Here is an 18,696-nt window from a genome sequence, read left to right as displayed (position 1 = left end):
GTTAACACCGGGCCAGACCGACCGTCCTGGGCCGGGATTATGAGGGACTGGAACCCGTCGAGCGCCGAGAAAGGCCGGCGACGGACGCGCCCGGATTCGATGATACCGGGGCGCAGGTGCTTACCCGACGCACGCAGGCAAGTCTGTCCCGTCTGAAAGCCTCGGCCTCTGGGTCTCAGGCCCGTACCTGTCAGGTCATGTATTTCCGGGTGACCACGGCGCCCGCGAACAGGGCGGCGGCGCCCGCCGCGATCAGGCAGATCATCAGGACGCGACGGGGCTGCTGCGCCGATTCCGGCTTCACCGGCGGGACGATCATGCTGAAGAACTCGATCTGCCGGGCGGCGACGATACGCGCCCGCTCGTTCGAGGCCAGCACCTTGGCGAAGTACTTCTCGGCCTCCATGCGGTCGGCGTCGAAGGCCTCGAATCGGGTGAGGGCGTCGGCCAGCACCCGGCGCTGCTCCGGGTCCTCGCTCGCCGACTGGCGCTCGATCCGGGCGATGTTGTCGTCGAGGTCCTTGAGCTGGGCCTTCATGTCCTGAATGCGGCGCGTCTCCGGCGAGAGATCGCGCTGGCTCTGGATGAGCTGGACGGCCAGGTTGATGCGGGTGGTCCGGAGTTCGCTGATGACCTTGAGATTGCTCTCGTTGGTCTTCTGCGCGTCGAGGACGCCGTCCCGGTTGCGCAGCGCCGCCACTTCGGTCCGGATCTTGGTCATCCGCTCCTCGGCCCGCTTCAGCTCGCGCGAGCTTTCCGCCACGGCATCGTCGCGGGCGCGGCTGCTCAGGGCGTTCACCATGCGCTCGCTCTCGGCCAGGATCGCGTTCGACAGATCGAAGGCTTCCTGCGGATCGAAGGCCGTGACCGTCAGGTTGATAATGCCGGAGCCGGCCTCGATCTTGGCGTGGACCCGCTCGTTCCAGTACTTCACCAGCTTCTCGACCGGCTTTTCCGGGTCGAAGCGGGATAAGTAGTCGATATCGGGCCGCGAGAACATCGCGCGCACCGATTGATGCTTCTCGATAGCCTCGATCATCGGACGGCTGACGATGTAGTTCATCGCGATCAGGCTGTCCTGCGCCACCATCTGGTGGCTCGGGGAACCCGAATTGGTCCCGACCTGATCGGGCGAGGCCTTCTCGACATTGCCGAGCGCCGGCCGGAGGGCGAAGCGCGATTCGATGACGTAGCGATCGGACGCGATGAGGCCGTAATAGACGATGGCGGCCAGGGTCGGGATCACGAAGCAGACCAGGAACAGCACCGGGATGATGGCGTCGGTCTTGACGTGGCTCTGATAGGAGCGAATGCCCTTCTTGCGGTCGGCGAAGCGGGAGACGCGCGCGATCTGCTTGAGGGATTCGGCCACCGCGTTGGACCGGTCGGCGGTGGTGAGCGGTTGTCCCTGCGGGTTGCGGATTTCGATGCTCATGCGCCCCGGTCGTCCCTCTGGGTGGGCGAAGCCACCGCCCCATCCGTGTCCATTCATCATCGCCGCGGCGAAACCGTGACCGAACCGGCCCGGACGCGCGCTCACGCGTTCAGGCGGCGATAGACTTCGATGGCGTCGTTGATGTCCTCGTAGACGATCGCGCGCCCGTTGATGATGACGATCCCCTGCTGGCACCAGGTGCGCAGGGTGTCCATGCCGTGCGAGACCATGATCACGTCGGCATTCTCGCGCCGGGCCGCGAAGGCCTCCTCGCAGCGCTTCTGGAAACGGGCGTCGCCGACCGCCGTCACCTCGTCGATGAGGTAGCAGTCGAACGGGATCGCCATGCTCATGCCGAAGGCGAGCCGGGAGCCCATGCCCGACGAGTAGGTCTTGATCGGCACGTCGAGATAGCTGCCGAGTTCGGAGAAATCCTCGACGAATTCCAAGACCTTGCGGGGATCCTCGCCGTAGATCCGGGCCACGAAGATGATGTTGTCGCGCCCCGTCATCTGCGGGTGGAAGCCGCCGGCGAAGCCCAGCGGCCAGGACACGCGCCGGTTGCGGATGACCCGCCCCTTCGTCGGCATCTCGGTTCCGGCGAGCAGCCGCAGGGAGGTCGACTTGCCGGCGCCGTTGATGCCCAGGATGCCGTAGCTGACCCCCGGTTTCAGGGTGAACGAGACGCGCTCCAGGATCGTGCGGCGGTGCCCGTCCGTCCGGTAGATCTTGGTCACGTTGTCGAAGCGGATCACGGCTGAGGAGGGCTCCCGACGGCGCGGCCGGCCCGATCGCGGGCGCGGACAGCACGTCACCGCGACGGGATCGCCGACAAAAGCGGCGAATCTGAGAAAGGACACCCCGACCGGGCAGCGCCCCCCCGCGCTCGTCCGAGGGAATTCCGAGGTCCCAATTTCAAGATTCTTCGGTCCCGATTCCGAGAAGAATCGACAGCTTTGCCGTTCGGAGGCTTGCACGCCGCGGGTGCGGCTTGTACACGACGCCTCCCGGCGCCCTCGCGAAGCCCGGTCGCCCGAGCGGCGGCTGTGAGACGCAGGCCCGGGACCGGAGGGGTGGCCGAGTGGTTGAAGGCGCACGCCTGGAAAGTGTGTATACCGGAAACGGTATCGCGGGTTCGAATCCCGCTCCCTCCGCCAGATGCTCGTAACCCTCTGACAGCAAACGGTTTCGGCACGCGATAGCCCGTGTGGCGTCGTCGTGTCCCGGGGATGCGACGCCGAGGGTGCGGCGCGCCTTGAATCGGCTGTCGCCCTGCGGTCGTCGGACCGTGCGCCTGCGGGTTCTCACCGCTCTCATGGCGAGCGTGAAGCACCCCCATCCAAGGTCGGACAGCGCTGGCGCCCGCCCCGCATCTCGGCGCCGCTCCGACAGTGGCGGCGTCCGGCTTTCACGATGCGTCTGGGCCGAGGCGCGGCGGCCGCAGCCGGACGGGTCTCGCGACCAGCCTCGACCCGCCTGATGCTGTCAAAAACGCGGCGAACTCGTCGCCAGCAACGGCACCGCACCGCCTCAGTCATGCCCGCCACGCAAGCCTTCAGTTCGCAACCAGAGCGCGAACTTGCAAGTTGATTTCCCGCCGCCGCAGGCTTCAACGGCGTATTTCAACTGCCATCTGCCATGCGATCCCGTGGCGATACTACGTAGGTGCGGCACAATCATGCGCCTGCGCAGTCCATCCGGAATGAACCCTGTCCAGATCTGCAAATTTTCTTAGGCTGGACCGTTTTCCTCTTTCAAACATGAGCGCGCCGCCCTAACTTGGTTAACGAAACGTTTTCGTGGAAGCGGCCGATGAACTCCCGGGAGGGCGGCTCGTGATCGGCGGCTTCTTGTGCCTGTAAGCAACTCAAATTCCGGTTCTTTGCCAGAAATGAGAGGTCATTGCTTCGTCAACACTCGGTAGGACGTCGGCTGGATGAAGGTTGTTTGGATCAGCGGCCTTATTCCGCTCCCATTGACTGCCGGTGATCGGGTCTATTCTGCCCGTTTCGCAGAAGCCGTCGGCGCAGCCGGGGCAAACGTCTATCTCCTCGGTCTCAGTTCCGGAGACGGGCCGGACGATGCGGACAGCCTCGGGTCGGACGTCATCTTGCTGCCCGTCCACACGGCGCAGCGCGGGCGGCCGCGCGCCGTCGTCAGCCGGCTGCCCATCGTCACGGCGCGCTGCTCGCCCAGGACCATCCGCAACCGGATGCTGCGCCTGCTGGCGGAGGAAGAGCCCGACGTCGTCGTGATCGACAATTATGCGGCGGGCTGGGTACTGCGGAAGCTCGCCTGCGTGCCCGAGAGCCGGTTCAAGCTCGTCTACATCGCCCATAACGACGAAGAGCAGGTCGCCCGCGACATCGCGCAGGCCTACCGGGGCAACACGCTGAAGAAGCTCGTCCTGGCGGCGAATGCGCTCAAGGTCGCCCATCTGGAGCGCAAGCTGCTCCACGCGGCGGACCTCGTGGTCACGCTCACGGGCAGGGATGCCGAGATGTTCAAGCCGCGCCTGGCGGGCGCCGATGTGCTCGTCGTGCCCCCGGGGTTCGCCGGAGAACGGGTGGCCGCGCGGCGGATCGATGCCGCGGTTCCGCGCCGGGTGGTGATGCTGGGCTCCCTGCGATGGCTGCCCAAGAAGATGAACGTCGCCGCCTTCCTGACCGCCGCCGACGCGATCCTGGCCTCGGCCGGCGTCGAGCTGCATCTGGTCGGCGACGTCTCGGCCGCGTTCCGGGCCGAATGGGAAGGGCAACTCCGCGCGACCCGCTTCCTCGGCTTTGTCGAGGACGCGGAGCAGGTGATGGCGCAAGCCCGTCTGGGGCTCATCGTCGAGGCCGTCGGCGGCGGCTTCAAGCTGAAGGTGTTGGACTACATCTTCAATCGTCTTCCCGTGGCGGCCCTGGAGGGCTCGTTCGAGGGCGTTCCGGACGCCATCATGGACCATTGCCTGCTGGCCGGGGATGGCGCGGAGCTGGCCCGCAAGATCGTCGATGTCATCGACGACTTCCCGCGTCTGAACGCGATGCAGGAAGGCAGCTTCGCCGCCGCTTCGGGCACCTTCGACTGGAGCGAGAACGGCCGGCAGTTCCTGGACGTCCTCGAGTCCCTCGCCCCGGCCGGCCGGTACAGGGTTTCTTCGTCGGCCTCGTCTTCGGCCCCATCTTCGGCTCCGTCTTCGGCCGGATCCTGATCCGGGCCGCCTGACATCCCGAGCCGCGAGCCGCGAGCCGCAAGACGCCGTCGGTGGCCAGAGTTCAGGATGCGAGCCGGCCCGGAAGCGCTCCGCCGCCACAGACGGCACGCCCGCGGCCCGTCCCGCAGGGGCCTCGACCCGGACTGGACAGACATTCGAAATCCGGCCTAGTCTTGCGGAAAGTCTGCCGCTAAGGGGGATAAAGCCCGGGCTTTATCCGACTTTTCAAATTGTCTCGGTGCGCCTCAGGCCACAAGGCGTGTGCAGATCCATGCATCTCACCTATCTGTTCGATCCCCTGTGCGGCTGGTGTTACGGCGCGAGTCCCGCATTGGCCTGGCTCGCCCAACGGGAGGGTGTCGAACTGCGGCTCGCGCCCACAGGCCTGTTCGCCGGCGATGCGGCCCGCCCGATGGATGCGGCCTTCGCCGGCTACGCCTGGCAGAACGATCAGCGCATCGCGGCGCAGACCGGGCAGGTGTTCTCCGAAGCCTATCGCGCCCTGATCTTCGAGACCTCCGGCCTCGTGTTCGACTCGGCCGCGACCACCCTGGGCGTCGTGGCGATCGGGCTGACCGCGTCCGGCTCCGAGGCCGAGGGGCTGCAGGCATTGCAGCAGGCCCGCTACGTCGAGGGACGGGATACCGCGGACCGTTCCGTCGTAGCGGATGTGCTGACCCGGGCCGGCTTCGCCGAGGCTGCCGCACGGGTGACAGCGTCCGACGAAACGCTCCGCGACAGCGGCCGCCGCCGGATCGACGCCGCGCGCCGGATGATGGCGCAGTTCGGGGTCCGGGGTGTTCCCGCCCTCGTCATCGCGGACGGGCGCGGCGCCCGGCTGATGCCGAGCGGCATTCTGTTCGGCGACCGGCAGGGGCTGGCCGCCGAGCTTCAGGCAGGATCAGGGGGATTATCATGACGCAGACCACCACGGCGCCCGAAACCGGATTGCGCTGGACCCACTTTCCCGCCGGGCCGGACGGCTTCTTTCGGGCCCCGGTCCTGGTCGAAGGGCCGACCGAGGCGATCCTGATCGATGGCGGGTTCACCTTTTCCGACGGTCGCGCCCTCGCGGAGGCGATCGCCGCCACGGGCAAGCGGCTGACCACGATCTATGTCAGCCAGTCGGACCCGGATTATTACTTCGGCCTGACACCGGTCTGCCACGCCTTCCCCGAGGCGCGGGTGCTCGCCGCCTCCGCCACGGTGGCGGCCATCGCCGCCTCGGTCGACAAGAAGATCGCCGCCTGGGGGCCGCAGCTCGGAACGAACGGCCCGCAGACCCGGGACGGGACGGTGATGCCGGAGGCGTTCGACGGGGCTGCCCTCGCGGTCGACGGCGAGCGGGTGGAGATCGTGCCAGCCGCCGGTCTGCCCAACCGGCGCACCCTGTTCGTGCCGGCGCTGAACGCGGTGTTCGGCGGCGTCCTGATCTTCTCCGGCGTCCATGTCTGGACCGCCGACACGCAGAGCCCGAAGGCACGCGCCGCCTGGATCGCCGAACTCGATCGCATCGCCGCCTGCCGACCCGTCGTCGTGGTGCCGGGCCATCAGGTGCCGGACGCGGCGACCGACGCGTCAGCCCTCGCCTTCACCCGGGCCTACCTCCTGGCCTTCGAGGAGGAATTGGCCAAGGGCGGCGATGCCGCCGCGCTGACCGCGGCGATGCAGGCCCGGTTCCCGGGCCTCGGCATGGGCATCGCCCTCGACATCGGCGCCAAGGTCGCCACCGGTGCGATGAGCTGGGGCTGAGGGTGCCTCGGCTCAGGTGGTGAAGACAGCCCGTCAGAAGGCGTAGCGCACGGTGCAATAGGGCATCCGCTCGGCGAGCAGGGCCTTGAACCGGGCGAGCCATTGGCCCTTCCAGCCGGTGCGGTAGCGCAGGTTGGCTCCGCCGCCTTCCGAGACCTTCGCCTCCTGGATGTCGGGGCGCCACAGCAGGTCCTCGGCCTTGGGGTGCCATCCGAGATTGACCGCGTGCAGGTCGGCATTGTGGGTCAGGAGGATGATCTCCGCCTTCAGCTGCGCCCGGGCCGCCGGCCCGATGCCGTCGTCGATCGCCTCGAACAGCGCCCGCCAATCCGCCTCCCAGCCCTCGTAGAGGATCACCGGCGAGAAATTGACGTGGACCTCGTAGCCGGCGGCGACGAAGTCGTCGATCGCGGCGATGCGCTCCGGGATCGGGGCGGTGCGGACATCGACGATGCGGGCGATGCGCTCCGGCATCAGCGAGAAGCGGATCCGGGTCTTGCCCTGCGGATCGTAGGCGAGGAGGTCCCGGTTCACCGCCTTGGTGGCGAAGGAGGCCTTGGCGTTGGGCAGGTCGCGGAAAAGGCCGACGAGGTCGCGCACGGTATCGCTGACCATGGCGTCGACGGACAGGTCGCCGTTCTCGCCGAGGTCGTAGACCCAACGCGCGGCGTCGATGGTGTCGGGCTCGGTCAGCGGCCCCTGGCGGGCAGCGTGGCGGGCGATGGCGGCGGCCACCGCCTCGACATTGACGAACAGCGAAATCGGGTTGGCGAAGCCCTTGCGCCGGGGCACGTAGCAATAGGCGCAGGCCATGGCGCAGCCGTTCGAGGTCGAGGGCGCGATGAAGTGGGCGCTGCGCCCATTCGGACGCATCGCCAGACCCTTCTTCACACCGAGCACCAGCGTCGAGCGCTTGATCCGCACCCAGTCCTCCACCGACCCCGCATTGCCGTGCAGGCTCGGGATGTTCCAGTGCGAGGGCACCACGATGCGCTCGGCCGCGGGGAAGCGATCAAGAATCTCCCGACCCCGCGAAAAGTCCGGCACCGCCGGCTCGTGGTAGATGGTGCTGACGTCGAGGAGTTCGCGGGCGCGCGCCATGGGCCTTCGGGCTGTCGGGCTTTCCGGACCGCCGGCGGCCGATCCACAGCCCGGCAACGCGCCGCGACGGCGAGCGCTCCGTCGAAAGCGCGATCCGTCGGAAAGGCGATCCGTTGGTACGGGGATCCGCGCGCGACCCCTACAGGCGGGCCAGCAGTTCGGCCTTCTTGGCGTTGAACTCGGCCGCCGTCAGGATGCCCTTGCGCTGAAGCTCCGACAGCCGCTCGATGGTCGTCAGCACGTCGCCGGCCGGTGCTGCCGCGTGTGAATCGGTCGAGGCCGGTTCGGGGGCGAACGGCTCGTGTGTGAACGGCTCGGGGGCAAAAGGTTCGGGCGTCGGAGGCCGCGTCCCGGCTTGCCCCTCGCCACGCTCGGCCCCGTCGAGGCGCCGCAGGGTCGCGAGGTCGATCGCGCCGGCCGGGCCGGAGAAGCGCAGGCTCGTGCCGCCGCCCTGCTGCTGCGAAACCCCGCTGATCAGGTGGTCGTCGGTGTCGTAGATGGCGACGCCGCTCTCGGTCTCGACCACGATGCGGCGCTGGGCCGGGAAATAGGCGTAGCGCATGCCGTTCTGCGACCCGGAGGTGGCCGGCGATCCCCATTCGGCGGGCCAGAACGGACCCGTGCCGCGTTGCGGCTCCGGCCGGTCTCCGCCGCGCGCGGGGTCGGACCAGCCCGTCGCCGGCAGCGCGGCCGCGAGGGTGGTGCACAGGGCATCGACCCGGGCCTTAAGGTCTGTGTTGAACATGTCGCCGATCATGGTCATGCCGGAGCCGGACCATTGCCCGAACCCGCCGAGATCCGGATGGTTGAACTGCGCCATCCGGCCGTGCCCGGCCTCAAGGGCGTGGACGAGGTGGCGCACGGCATCGAGGCTGACCCGGTAGCGGTCGGCGATGGCCTGCAGCCCGTTGGGACGATCCGTCATGCCCTGGTCTCCTCGCATGGGCGGCCCACGCCGGGCCGGATGCAGTTCAACCATGACGCAAGCCGGCACGCGGCGGAAGCCGGGAGGGCCGTTCGTACAACGCTTCCTGGTACAGCCCGAACCGTTACCGTGCGGGTGCAAGAGTTTGCCCCAGGTGAAAGTGTTTGCCCCGGGGGCAAGAGTTTGACTCGGGTGCAAGGGTCTGCCCCGGGCGCAAGGGTCTGCGCGAGGCGTACGGGTTCGGAGATCCCGCCCGGAGTCCGGCCGCACCGGCCCGCGGCGTTGCGCGTCGCAAAAAGATTTGCGCACCGGCGGACCTTCCGAGGAAGCGTGAGCGTTCCTGTCTCGATTTTCCGAGTCCGGGCGCCGCGCAGCGTCCGGCTCGACGCATGACCTGATCCTCGCCCGGAGCCACCATGGCCGACACGACGAATCCCGCCGACCGCTCGATCCCGTACGGCCGCGCCAAGCGTTCGCGCATCAAGGAGGGCTCGCCCTATCCCCTCGGCGCGAACTGGGACGGCCTCGGCGTCAATTTCGCGCTGTTCTCCGCCCACGCCACCAAGGTCGAGCTGTGCCTGTTCGACGATGACGGCGTGAACGAGATCGAGCGGATCGAGCTGCCCGAGTACACCGACGAGATCTGGCACGGCTACCTGCCTGACGCGCGCCCCGGCACCATCTACGGCTACCGCGTCCACGGCCCCTACGAGCCGAAGGCGGGCCATCGCTTCAACCCCAACAAGCTGCTCATCGACCCCTACGCCAAGGGCCTCGTCGGCTCGATCACCTGGAACCCGGCCCTGTTCGGCTACCAGATGGAGACGGGCGACGACCTGACCTTCGACGAGCGCGATTCCGCGCCCTTCACCCGCCGGTCCCGCGTCATCGACCCGGCCTTCACCTGGGGCCGGGACCGCAAGCCGCACGTGCCGTGGGAAAAGACGATCTTCTACGAGACCCACGTGAAGGGCTTCACCAAGCTGCACCCGGCGGTGCCCGAGAAGCTGCGCGGCACCTATGCCGGCCTCGGCACCCCGGCGGTGCTCGACTACATCAAGAGCCTCGGCGTCACCTCGGTGGAACTCCTGCCGGTCCACGCCTTCGTGCAGGACGACTACCTGCAGGAGAAGGGCCTGGTGAACTACTGGGGCTACAACACCATCTCGTTCTTCACGCCCGCCCGGCGCTACGCGGCGGTGCCGGACTTCGCCTTCTCCGAATTCAAGGAGATGGTGGCGCGCATGCACGGCGCCGGCCTCGAGGTCATCCTCGACGTGGTCTACAACCACACCGCCGAGGGCAACGAGAAGGGTCCGACCCTGTCGTTCAAGGGCGTCGACAACGCCTCGTACTACCGGCTGATGCCCAAGGAGCCGCGCTACTACATCAACGACACCGGCACCGGAAACACCTTCAACCTCTCGAACCCCCGCGTGCTGCAGCTGGTGACCGATAGCCTGCGCTACTGGGCCACCGAGATGCGGGTCGACGGCTTCCGCTTCGATCTCGCCACCATCCTGGGCCGCGAGCCGCACGGCTTCGACGAGGGCGGCGGCTTCCTCGATACCTGCCGCCAGGACCCGGTGCTGAACAACGTCAAGCTGATCGCCGAGCCCTGGGATTGCGGTCCGGGCGGCTACCAGGTCGGTGGCTTCCCGCCCGGCTGGGCCGAGTGGAACGACCGGTTCCGCGACGACGTGCGCGGCTATTGGCGCGGCGACGAGGGCATGCTGCCGGATCTCGCCGCCCGGCTCACCGGCTCGGCCGACAAGTTCAACAAGCGCGGGCGCAAGCCCTGGGCATCGGTGAACTTCCTCACGGCCCATGACGGCTTCACGCTGAACGACACCGTGTCGTACAACGAGAAGCACAACATGGCCAACGGCGAGGACAACCGCGACGGCCACTCGCACAACCTGTCGAACAATTACGGCGCCGAGGGCCCGACCGACGATCCGGAGATCCGCGCCATCCGGCTGCGCCAGATGCGCAACATGCTGGCGACCCTGTTCCTGTCGCGCGGCACCCCGATGCTGCTGGCCGGCGACGAGTTCGCCCGCACCCAGAACGGCAACAACAACGCCTATTGCCAGGACAACGAGATCTCCTGGCTCGACTGGGAGGCCGTCGGTCCGGAGGAGCGCGATCTCGCCGAGTTCACGCAGCGCCTGACCCTGCTGCGCGAAGCCCTGCCGATCCTCACTCGCGGACGCTTCCTCACGGGCGCCTACGACGAGGAGTTCGGGGTCAAGGACGTGACCTGGCTGAAGCCGGACGGCACCGAGATGTCGCCCGAGAACTGGACGCAAGGGGACGCCCGCGCCATCGCGGTGCTGCTCGACGGGCGCGCCCAGGCCTCCGGCATCCACCGGCGCGGCGGCGATGCCACCCTGCTCCTGCTCTACAACGCCTATCACGACCTCGTGTCGTTCACGCTGCCGGAATCGGTCGGCGGCGTCGGCTGGACCCGGCTTCTCGACACCAACCTGCCCGACAGCCAGGACGTGGTCAGCAAGCCGATCGGCGCCACCTACGACGTCACCGGGCGCTCGATGCTGATGTTCGTGCTCAAGCCCGAAGAGGTCGACGGCGTCGACGCCAGCGACATGGAGCGCTCCTACCAGCACGTGATGCAGGCCTTCGAGCGCGCCAACGTCAACAGCGTCCGCTTCGAGACCGAGCAGCGCTGACGCCAACCGGACCGGCCGCGCGCGCCCCGTCGCGCGGCCGCCTCACGCTCCCCCCGCGCGGCCGTCTTCGGACCGTCGCGGGGCCGGATCGCGCGTGCCGCCTCGCGAGACTGTCACCGCCGCGCGGTCCACCGAGGGAACGATGCGTCCGCCCAGTGTTTGTCGCATGTTAGGCGAGGCCGGCGGGAGCCTCCTCCCGGAGCCTCCCGGTTTGATTGCGCGACCATGATCGAGACCCCCACCCTCCCGTCGACGGACGAGACCCTGTCGGCGGACAAGACAAGCGCGACCACCCAGCCCGCGATGGCGGCGACCGGCCCCGACGCCGGTCCCGAGGCCGCGTTCTTCTTCGCCGCCCTAGCCGCTTCGCGCATGCCGATGGTGGTGAGCGATCCCCGCCTGCCCGACAATCCGATCATCTTCACCAACGACGCCTTCCTGGAGATGACCGGCTACGGTCGCGACGAGGTCATCGACCGCAACTGCCGCTTCCTGCAGGGGCCGGAAACCGACCGCGCCTCGGTGCGCGAATTGGCGCGCGGCATCGCCGCCCGCGAGAACGTGGCGACCGAGATCATCAATTACCGCAAGGACGGCACGCCGTTCTGGAACGCCCTGTTCGTGTCGCCGATCTACGACGCGAGCGGAACGCTGGTGTACTTCTTCGCCTCGCAGCTCGACGTTTCGCGCCGGCGCGACGCCGAGGAAGCGCTGGGGCAGGCCCAGAAGATGGAGGCCCTCGGGCAGCTCACCGGCGGCATCGCGCACGACTTCAACAACCTGCTGCAGGTCATCGTCGGCTACGTCGACATCGTCGGCTCCGGCCTCGACGATCCCGAAGCCGACCGCCGCCGCCTGCGCCGCGCCACCGACAACATCCGCACCGCCGCTGAGCGTGCCACCACCCTGACCCAGCAATTGCTGGCGTTCGCCCGCAAGCAGCGCCTGGAGGGGCGCTCCGTGAACCTCAACGCCCTGGTGCAGGGCATGGCCGATATGGCGAGCCGCACCCTCGGCGAGACCATCAGCATCGGGTTCGACCTCAGTCCCGAGCTGTGGACCTGCCGGGTCGATCCGACCCAGGCCGAGGTCGCCCTGCTCAACATCTTCATCAATGCCCGCGACGCCATGCCGGAGGGCGGGCGCCTCACCGTCGCGACCGAGAACCACGTCATCGCCGACGATTCCGGGAGCACCCTGGCGCCCGGCCGCTACGTCACCGTCAGCCTCTCGGATTCCGGAAGCGGCATCCCGCCCCACGTGTTGGCGCGGGTGATGGACCCGTTCTTCACCACCAAGGAGGAGGGCAAGGGCACCGGCCTCGGCCTGTCGATGGTCTACGGCTTCGCCAAGCAGTCGGGCGGCGCCGCCCGGATCGAATCGGTGCTGGGGGAGGGCACCATCGTGCGGCTGTCCTTCCCGGCCGCCGAGCAGGAGGCGGCGGACCCGGCCCCGGCGGCGGCGCTCGATCCAGCCCAGGACGGCACCGGCACGGAGACCATCCTGATCGTCGACGACCGGGACGATGTGGCGGAACTGGCCCGCACCATCCTGCGCGATTTCGGCTACACCACCCTGATGGCGCAGAACGGACGCGAGGCCCTCGAGGTGCTCGACGCCGGCGGTCCCATCGACCTGCTGTTCACCGACCTGATCATGCCCGGCGGCATGAACGGCATCGCGCTGGGGCGCGAGGCCAAGCGCCGGCGCCCGGACCTCAAGGTTCTGCTCACCACCGGCTACGCCGAGGCGAGCCTGGAGCGAACCGATGCCGGTGGCTCGGAGTTCGATCTTCTGAACAAGCCCTATCGCCGGACGGACCTGATCCGCCGGGTGCGGGCGATCCTCGACGGACCCGGTCCCCTCGGCTGAGACGCCGGCCGGGTCCGTCCCACCGGAGTGCGTTCGGATGGCCCAGGGCGACAAGTCGAAATACACCGACAAGCAGATCCGCAAGGCCGAGCACATCGCCGAATCCTACGAATCGCGCGGAGTGCCGGAGAAGCAGGCCGAGGCTCGGGCCTGGGCCACCGTCAACAAGGACGACGGCGGCGGCAAGAAGCCCGGCGGGGCCGGGCGGGGGCGGGCGACCGGGCACCCAGCCGCCCATCGCGGCGGCGAGACGGGAGGGAAAGCCTCCGCCTCCCGGACTGCGGAACAGCGCTCCGCCTCGGCCAAGAAGGCCGCCGCGACCCGCAAGCGCAATGCCGAGGCGGCGCGTCACGCGTCGTGACAGGCGGCCAAGGGCCGATCGGCTGGCCGATTTGCTCGGCGCCGTCATTCCGGGTCGCCGAAGGCGAGCCCAAACCCGGAGGGGGGCGCCAGCGGCGTGCACTCCAGATCCGCCGATGGCGCGAAGTGCTGCACCACCTGCGTGTCTGGATCCCGGGCTCCGCTGCGCGGCCCCGGGATGACGCCGCGCTTCCTGTGAGTCTCCGGCAGGACCCTCGTCGGCACGATGACCCCACCGGCAGAGACGAAAGAACGACCCCGCGCCCGCGTGAGGGCTGCGGATTCGGCCGTCTCAGGCCATCGCGGTCTTCAGGTGCTGGTCGACCTTGTCGAGGAAGCCGGTGGTCGAAAGCCACTTCTGATTCGGACCGACCAGGAGGGCGAGGTCCTTGGTCATGAAGCCAGCCTCGACGGTGTCGATGCAGGTCTTCTCCAGGGTGGCGGCGAAGGTGGCCAAAGCCGCGTTGTCGTCAAGCTTGGCGCGGTGCGCGAGGCCACGGCTCCAGGCGAAGATCGACGCGATCGAGTTGGTCGAGGTCTCCTTGCCCTTCTGGTGCTCGCGGTAATGGCGGGTCACCGTGCCGTGCGCGGCCTCGGCCTCGACGGTCCGGCCATCGGGAGTGAGCAGCACGGAGGTCATCAGGCCGAGCGAGCCGAAGCCCTGCGCCACGGTGTCGGACTGCACGTCGCCGTCGTAGTTCTTGCAGGCCCAGACGTAGCCGCCCGACCACTTGAGGGCCGAGGCCACCATGTCGTCGATCAGGCGGTGCTCGTAGGTGATGCCGGCGGCGTCGAACTTCGCCTTGAACTCGTTCTGGAAGACCTCTTCGAACAGGTCCTTGAAGCGGCCGTCATAGGCCTTGAGGATGGTGTTCTTGGTCGAGAGATAGACCGGGTACTTCCGGTTGAGGCCGTAATTCATCGAGGCGCGGGCGAAGTCGCGGATCGAATCGTCGAGGTTGTACATCGCCTGGGCGACGCCGGCGCTCGGGAACTTGAAGACCTCGCGCTCGATCACCGTGCCGTCGTCACCCTCGAACTTGATGGTCAGGCGGCCCTTGCCCGGCACCTTGAAGTCGGTGGCCTTGTACTGGTCGCCGTAGGCGTGGCGGCCGACGACGATCGGCTGGGTCCAGCCCGGCACCAGGCGGGGCACGTTCTGGCAGATGATCGGCTCGCGGAAGATCACGCCGCCGAGGATGTTGCGGATGGTGCCGTTGGGCGACTTCCACATCTCCTTCAGGTTGAATTCCTTCACCCGCTGCTCATCGGGGGTGATGGTCGCGCATTTCACGCCGACGCCGTGCCGCTTGATCGCCTCGGCGGCCTGCACGGTGACCTGATCGTTGGTGGCGTCGCGGTGCTCGACGCCGAGGTCGTAATATTCGAGGTTCAGATCGAGGTAGGGATGGATCAGCTTGTTCTTGATCTCGCTCCAGATGATCCGGGTCATCTCGTCGCCGTCGAGTTCGACGACCGGGTTCGCAACCTTGATCTTGTCCATCAGCAGCACGCCTTCCTGAGCCAGGATGTCCACCGGCTCCACGCAAGGCGGATGCCGGTCCCGCGCCGTCCTTAGCCCGCGCGGTCCCGGGGCGGAAGCGCGGCAGCCCTGTCCCGGACCCGTCTTCGGCGCCTGCGCGCTGACAAACCTTTTGCCCTGTCAGGGAGCGGCGACGAGGCGCGCGATCTTGGTGGCCTGATCGAACATCGCGTTCAGCGCCTCCTGGATCTCGGTGGCCGAACTCGCGGTGCGGAAGTAGCCCGGCGACGCGCATTTTTGCAGTGCTCCGGGCACCTTCGGAATCAGGCTGTTCACCCGGTAATTCTCAGCCTGGACGGCCGGGAACGGGTGATTCGGCTTCGCGATCGGCACATACGGGATATGGAGGATCGAGATGGTGATGCCCCGGTCCTTCAAGGGCTGACATAGGGACGGATCGAGCGGTCCCGCCTGCGATCCCGTCCATTTGGGCAGATCGCCCGGGCGTTTGGGCGCCTCGTAAGTCTGGTTGTTGTTCATCCCGTCCGTCACCACGAACACGTATGGCAGCGCCCGCTTCGCGCTCAAGCCGTCGCCCACATTGGTGATCATGCGATTGACCACCGGAAAGACGTTGTCGTAGTGCGTCCCGCCGCTCCCGCGCGGAACGGATTCCATGCCGATATCCATGTAATTCTCGAGATCGACGCTGGTTAGCGAATCGAATTCGGAGGTAATGCCGGCGGCGGTTTCGAGCTTGCTCACGAACGGGTACAGGCCGATGCGGAACTGATTGTTCAGGGTCAGGTTGCTTTTGGCCTTGGCAATCAATCCCTGGACCGCGTTGCTCACCGTCGCGATGCGAAGCTCGACATTGTACTTCTTCGACAGGGCGAAGCCCTTCCATCCGGGGAAATGGCAGGCGAAGGAACAGTTGTTGGGTAGTCCTTCGTTCATGTCGGGGTTGAGCTTGCCGAACTCGGTCTGCGCGACGGGCGAGGTCGGAAAGCCCATTGAGCCGGACGTATCGAGCAGCAGGTAGAAATCGACGTAGCTGCTGAGCGTCAGGCTGGAAACGGATTTGCCCGTGACCGCGACCGACGCCATATCGCCCAGGACCTTGCTGAACGGCGACAGGAAACTCGAGCCGTAGGTCACCTGCGCCGTGATGACGCCGCCGGTGCGGGTCACCGTCAGGTCCGGGATGAGCGGCAGGCTCGTGAGCATCGGCCCGGCATTGACCCGGAAGGCGGCGAGCCCGCGCGCCTTCGCCAGCGCCAGGGCCGATTGCGTCGGGTCATCCTCGCCCTTCGGATTCTGCGAGATGTAGTCCCGCGCCGTCGCGATGGCGGTGATGGTGGCGGCGTCCGCCGCACGGTCGAAATGAGTTCGGTAGTTGACGCCGCGCATGTAATCGAGCCCGAGGCCCGTTATGCCGATCAGCGGCACCAGGCTCAGGGCGAAGATCAGGACGACGTTGCCGCCGCGATCGGTGCGCAGGCGACGCAGGCGACGCGTGAACCGGGAGAGGAGAGCGGCGATCATCGGGAGGGCCTCACGACGCAGGGCAGGCACGGGCGGTCGTCGTGCCGCCGCTCGGGTCGAAGGCGATCCCGGCGACGTAGCGCGGCGAGAGGTAGAAGGATTTGGCGATGCGGACGGAGCCGACCACGGATTGGGCGATCAGCGGCTTGTAGTCGAACACGACATCGGCCACGACGAGGAACCCCGGCCCGAAGGTGTCGTTCGGGAGCGTCGCCGGGCTCGGCCCCGCGGTGTTGGGGGCCGCGACCAGAACGTCGGTGCAGGAGCGCCCCTGACCCGACGTCCAGGTGACACGGGGGACGAAGGTGCAGGTCGTGGTGCAGCCGAGGGGGAGGGTCCGGAACTGGACGCCCGACAGCGACCATTTCAGCAGGGTCCAGACCGAGACGTTCTGCTCCCTGGCCGCCTTCATGGCCTCCGGGAACATCACGAGCTGGGCGCGCGAGATCGCCAGGATGTCGGTCTGGGTGATGCTGCCGGTGTCGTTGCGGGCGACGAGATCCGCCAGGGTGCTGGCGGCCAGCTCCACCTTGCGCATCATGATGATGTAGCGGACCAGGTCGAAGGTCACCGCCGACAGGATGATCATCACTGGAACGATCAGGGCGAACTCGACGATCGCGATCCCACGCCGGTTGGCGCGGAACCGCTTGAGGGTCCGGCGGCTCATGAGACGTCGCAAGCTCATGCAGAGTCGCAGGCTGCGGAGTCGAAGGCTCATGGCTGCCTCAGCATGGGACCTGGACGTTGCGCGTGGTGAAGGGCTCGTTGCGGAAGGCGATCGCCGCCCGCGCGTAGGAGACCTTCCCGAAAGTCGAGTCCGTGCCGAGATTGAGGCCGAGCCAGAGAAAGCTGAACACCGGCACCGGATAGAAGACCTGGATGTAGCCGTAGGTCCCCGGCGCGCCGGGGCAATACGGCGTCCGATCCTTGTCCATCACCACCGGGACGAGGCCGGTCTCCTCCGGGTTGATGAAGGCGGCAAATCCGCCGCCGGAGCCGGTCAGGGTCGTGGTCTGAAGGCTGGTGATGATCCGGTCGCACGACAGCCCGGCAATCAGCTTGGTGCAGAAGACCGTCTTGCGGAACCCGTTGGCGGTGGACGCGTCCTGCGTCAGCGCGCCGAGCATGACGGCACGGCTCGCATCGGCCGTCGCCTTCTCCACGGCCGCATAACAGAAGATATACAGGCCGCATTGAAGGATTTCGACGAAGACGAGCATGAACAACGGCATGACCATGGCGAACTCGACTGCTGTCGCGCCGCTGGCGGAGCGTCGAAATCCGTACAACCGTCTCTTGCACCGCGTTGCGAACGGCAGGACGGTCGTTGCGGCGCCAGATGTCTGTCGATCCGGGTCTATAATCCGTGCCGTCATTGTGAGACCCGCGGGCTCCTTTGAATTCACTCCGACTATCCGCAGTCCGAATCCGTCTAGACCAGCAATGCGCGCCAAGCCTTAAGGTCGCATTACGTCGGTCGTCGAAGGTCGCGGTCATCGGCCAAGGCCGGCCCGATCTCCCGGATGCGCCCGCAATCCTGGTTCATGTCTGGATCAAGCCCGGACCACGGCCGGGCCAGGGCTGGGCCAGGGCTGGACATTGCCCGCAACAACCGGAATCTGCCGATCCGACGGTCGCCGGGCGCCTCTCGAACCGCCTGCGGCCCCTGTCCGCCACCATCAGCGACGAGATCACCATGAGCGAACGCATCATCCTCCGGGCCGGCGAGGCCCTGGTCGCCGGCGGCCCGCCGAACACCGCCTCCGAGCCCGAAGTCATCATCGGGGAACTCGACGGTCCGGTGGGCACCGCGCTCGCCACCCTGACGGGCGATCAGGTCGTCGGCCACAGCCGCGTCTTCGCCCTCCTGAACACCGACATCATGGTGCGGCCGGTGACGCTGTGCGTCTCCAAGGTCAGCGTCACCGAGAGCAAGTACACCTCGATCCTGATGGGCACGGTGCAGTTCGCCATCGCCAACGGCGTGCTCGACGCGGTGCGGGCCGGCTACATCCCCAAGGAGAAGGCCAACGACCTCGGCATCATCTGCTCGGTCTGGCTCAGCCCCGGCGTGATCGAGGCCGAGACCGTCGACCACAAGGCTTTGTTCGACATCCAGCGCCGGGGCATGACCGAGGCGATCCGCAAGGCGATGACTAACGAGCCCTCGATCGACTGGCTGCTGGAGAACCAGGACAAGATCATCCACAAGTATTATCAGATGGGTCTCGACGGAAAGATCTGAGACGGACCACGCCCGGCCGGGCCGGCGGCGCTTTGCCGTCGCGCCCGGCTCGTGCGACAGGGCGCGGATGCCCGCCGCCCCAC

General features: G+C 67.5%; 15 protein-coding genes and 1 tRNA gene. 8 read left to right on the top strand and 8 right to left on the bottom strand.

Annotation, left to right across the window (positions count from 1 at the left end):
* Positions 1-190: 190 nt before the first annotated feature.
* Positions 191-1,435 carry a hypothetical protein gene (locus ASF60_RS21790; RefSeq protein WP_056190154.1) on the bottom strand — a complete coding sequence of 415 codons (1,245 nt, stop codon included), beginning with the start codon at positions 1,433-1,435 and terminating at the stop codon, positions 191-193.
* 101 nt (positions 1,436-1,536) lie between these two features.
* Positions 1,537-2,190, bottom strand: a complete 654-nt coding sequence (locus tag ASF60_RS21785; protein WP_056190152.1) for an ABC transporter ATP-binding protein — start codon at positions 2,188-2,190, stop codon at positions 1,537-1,539.
* A 312-nt stretch (positions 2,191-2,502) separates the two neighbouring features.
* Here ASF60_RS21785 and ASF60_RS21780 point away from each other — a divergent pair.
* The 4 genes from ASF60_RS21780 to ASF60_RS21765 all read left to right on the top strand — a co-directional run bounded on the left by ASF60_RS21780 (position 2,503) and on the right by ASF60_RS21765 (position 6,386).
* Positions 2,503-2,592: transfer RNA gene (locus ASF60_RS21780), tRNA-Ser, on the top strand.
* A gap of 779 nt (positions 2,593-3,371) precedes the next feature.
* A complete protein-coding gene (locus ASF60_RS21775; protein ID WP_082508135.1) occupies positions 3,372-4,631 on the top strand; it encodes a glycosyltransferase in 1,260 nt (419 codons plus the stop codon).
* Between the two features lie 274 nt (positions 4,632-4,905).
* On the top strand, positions 4,906-5,553 hold the full coding sequence (locus ASF60_RS21770; RefSeq protein ID WP_056190148.1) for a DsbA family protein: 648 nt from the start codon (positions 4,906-4,908) through the stop codon (positions 5,551-5,553).
* Positions 5,550-6,386, top strand: a complete 837-nt coding sequence (locus ASF60_RS21765) for an MBL fold metallo-hydrolase (protein WP_056190147.1) — start codon at positions 5,550-5,552, stop codon at positions 6,384-6,386. The genes ASF60_RS21770 and ASF60_RS21765 overlap by 4 nt, the downstream gene beginning before the upstream one ends.
* 33 nt (positions 6,387-6,419) lie before the next feature.
* Here ASF60_RS21765 and ASF60_RS21760 read toward each other — a convergent pair whose 3' ends face one another.
* Entirely contained in the window at positions 6,420-7,487 is a 1,068-nt protein-coding gene (locus ASF60_RS21760) for a spore photoproduct lyase family protein (protein WP_056190145.1), read from the bottom strand.
* Positions 7,488-7,626: 139 nt separating this feature from the next.
* Positions 7,627-8,412, bottom strand: coding sequence for an SHOCT domain-containing protein (locus ASF60_RS21755; protein WP_056190143.1), 786 nt, complete (start codon positions 8,410-8,412; stop codon positions 7,627-7,629).
* Between the two features lie 416 nt (positions 8,413-8,828).
* On the opposite strand from ASF60_RS21755, the gene glgX reads away from it, so the two are divergent.
* The 3 genes from glgX (at position 8,829) to ASF60_RS21740 (ending at position 13,338) form a co-directional block, all read left to right on the top strand.
* A complete protein-coding gene (glgX, locus tag ASF60_RS21750; RefSeq protein ID WP_056190142.1) occupies positions 8,829-11,105 on the top strand; it encodes a glycogen debranching protein GlgX in 2,277 nt (758 codons plus the stop codon).
* Positions 11,106-11,408: 303 nt separating this feature from the next.
* The gene (locus ASF60_RS21745) at positions 11,409-12,977 is read left to right on the top strand and encodes a hybrid sensor histidine kinase/response regulator (protein WP_056190409.1); all 1,569 of its coding nucleotides are present in this window, start codon (positions 11,409-11,411) and stop codon (positions 12,975-12,977) included.
* 37 nt (positions 12,978-13,014) lie between these two features.
* A complete protein-coding gene (locus ASF60_RS21740; RefSeq protein WP_056190140.1) occupies positions 13,015-13,338 on the top strand; it encodes a hypothetical protein in 324 nt (107 codons plus the stop codon).
* Between the two features lie 291 nt (positions 13,339-13,629).
* Here ASF60_RS21740 and ASF60_RS21735 read toward each other — a convergent pair whose 3' ends face one another.
* The 4 genes from ASF60_RS21735 to ASF60_RS21720 all read right to left on the bottom strand — a co-directional run bounded on the left by ASF60_RS21735 (position 13,630) and on the right by ASF60_RS21720 (position 17,744).
* The gene (locus ASF60_RS21735; RefSeq protein ID WP_056190406.1) at positions 13,630-14,841 is read right to left on the bottom strand and encodes an NADP-dependent isocitrate dehydrogenase; all 1,212 of its coding nucleotides are present in this window, start codon (positions 14,839-14,841) and stop codon (positions 13,630-13,632) included.
* 159 nt (positions 14,842-15,000) lie between these two features.
* Positions 15,001-16,395 (bottom strand): pilus assembly protein TadG-related protein, encoded by a 1,395-nt coding sequence (locus ASF60_RS21730; RefSeq protein WP_056190138.1) that lies wholly within the window; start codon positions 16,393-16,395, stop codon positions 15,001-15,003.
* Positions 16,376-17,086 carry a TadE/TadG family type IV pilus assembly protein gene (locus tag ASF60_RS21725; RefSeq protein WP_082508134.1) on the bottom strand — a complete coding sequence of 237 codons (711 nt, stop codon included), beginning with the start codon at positions 17,084-17,086 and terminating at the stop codon, positions 16,376-16,378. The genes ASF60_RS21730 and ASF60_RS21725 overlap by 20 nt, the downstream gene beginning before the upstream one ends.
* 7 nt (positions 17,087-17,093) lie before the next feature.
* A complete protein-coding gene (locus ASF60_RS21720) occupies positions 17,094-17,744 on the bottom strand; it encodes a TadE/TadG family type IV pilus assembly protein (protein WP_082508133.1) in 651 nt (216 codons plus the stop codon).
* A gap of 320 nt (positions 17,745-18,064) precedes the next feature.
* Between ASF60_RS21720 and ASF60_RS21715 the strand changes: the two genes are divergently transcribed.
* Positions 18,065-18,613 (top strand): formaldehyde-activating enzyme, encoded by a 549-nt coding sequence (locus ASF60_RS21715; protein ID WP_055952093.1) that lies wholly within the window; start codon positions 18,065-18,067, stop codon positions 18,611-18,613.
* Positions 18,614-18,696 lie beyond the last annotated feature (83 nt).

Origin of the sequence: Methylobacterium sp. Leaf113 (assembly GCF_001423325.1) — a bacterium.
Lineage (GTDB): Bacteria > Pseudomonadota > Alphaproteobacteria > Rhizobiales > Beijerinckiaceae > Methylobacterium.
The sequence above is the reverse complement of the archived record's forward strand: the minus strand, read 5'-3'. Positions and strand labels throughout refer to the sequence as shown.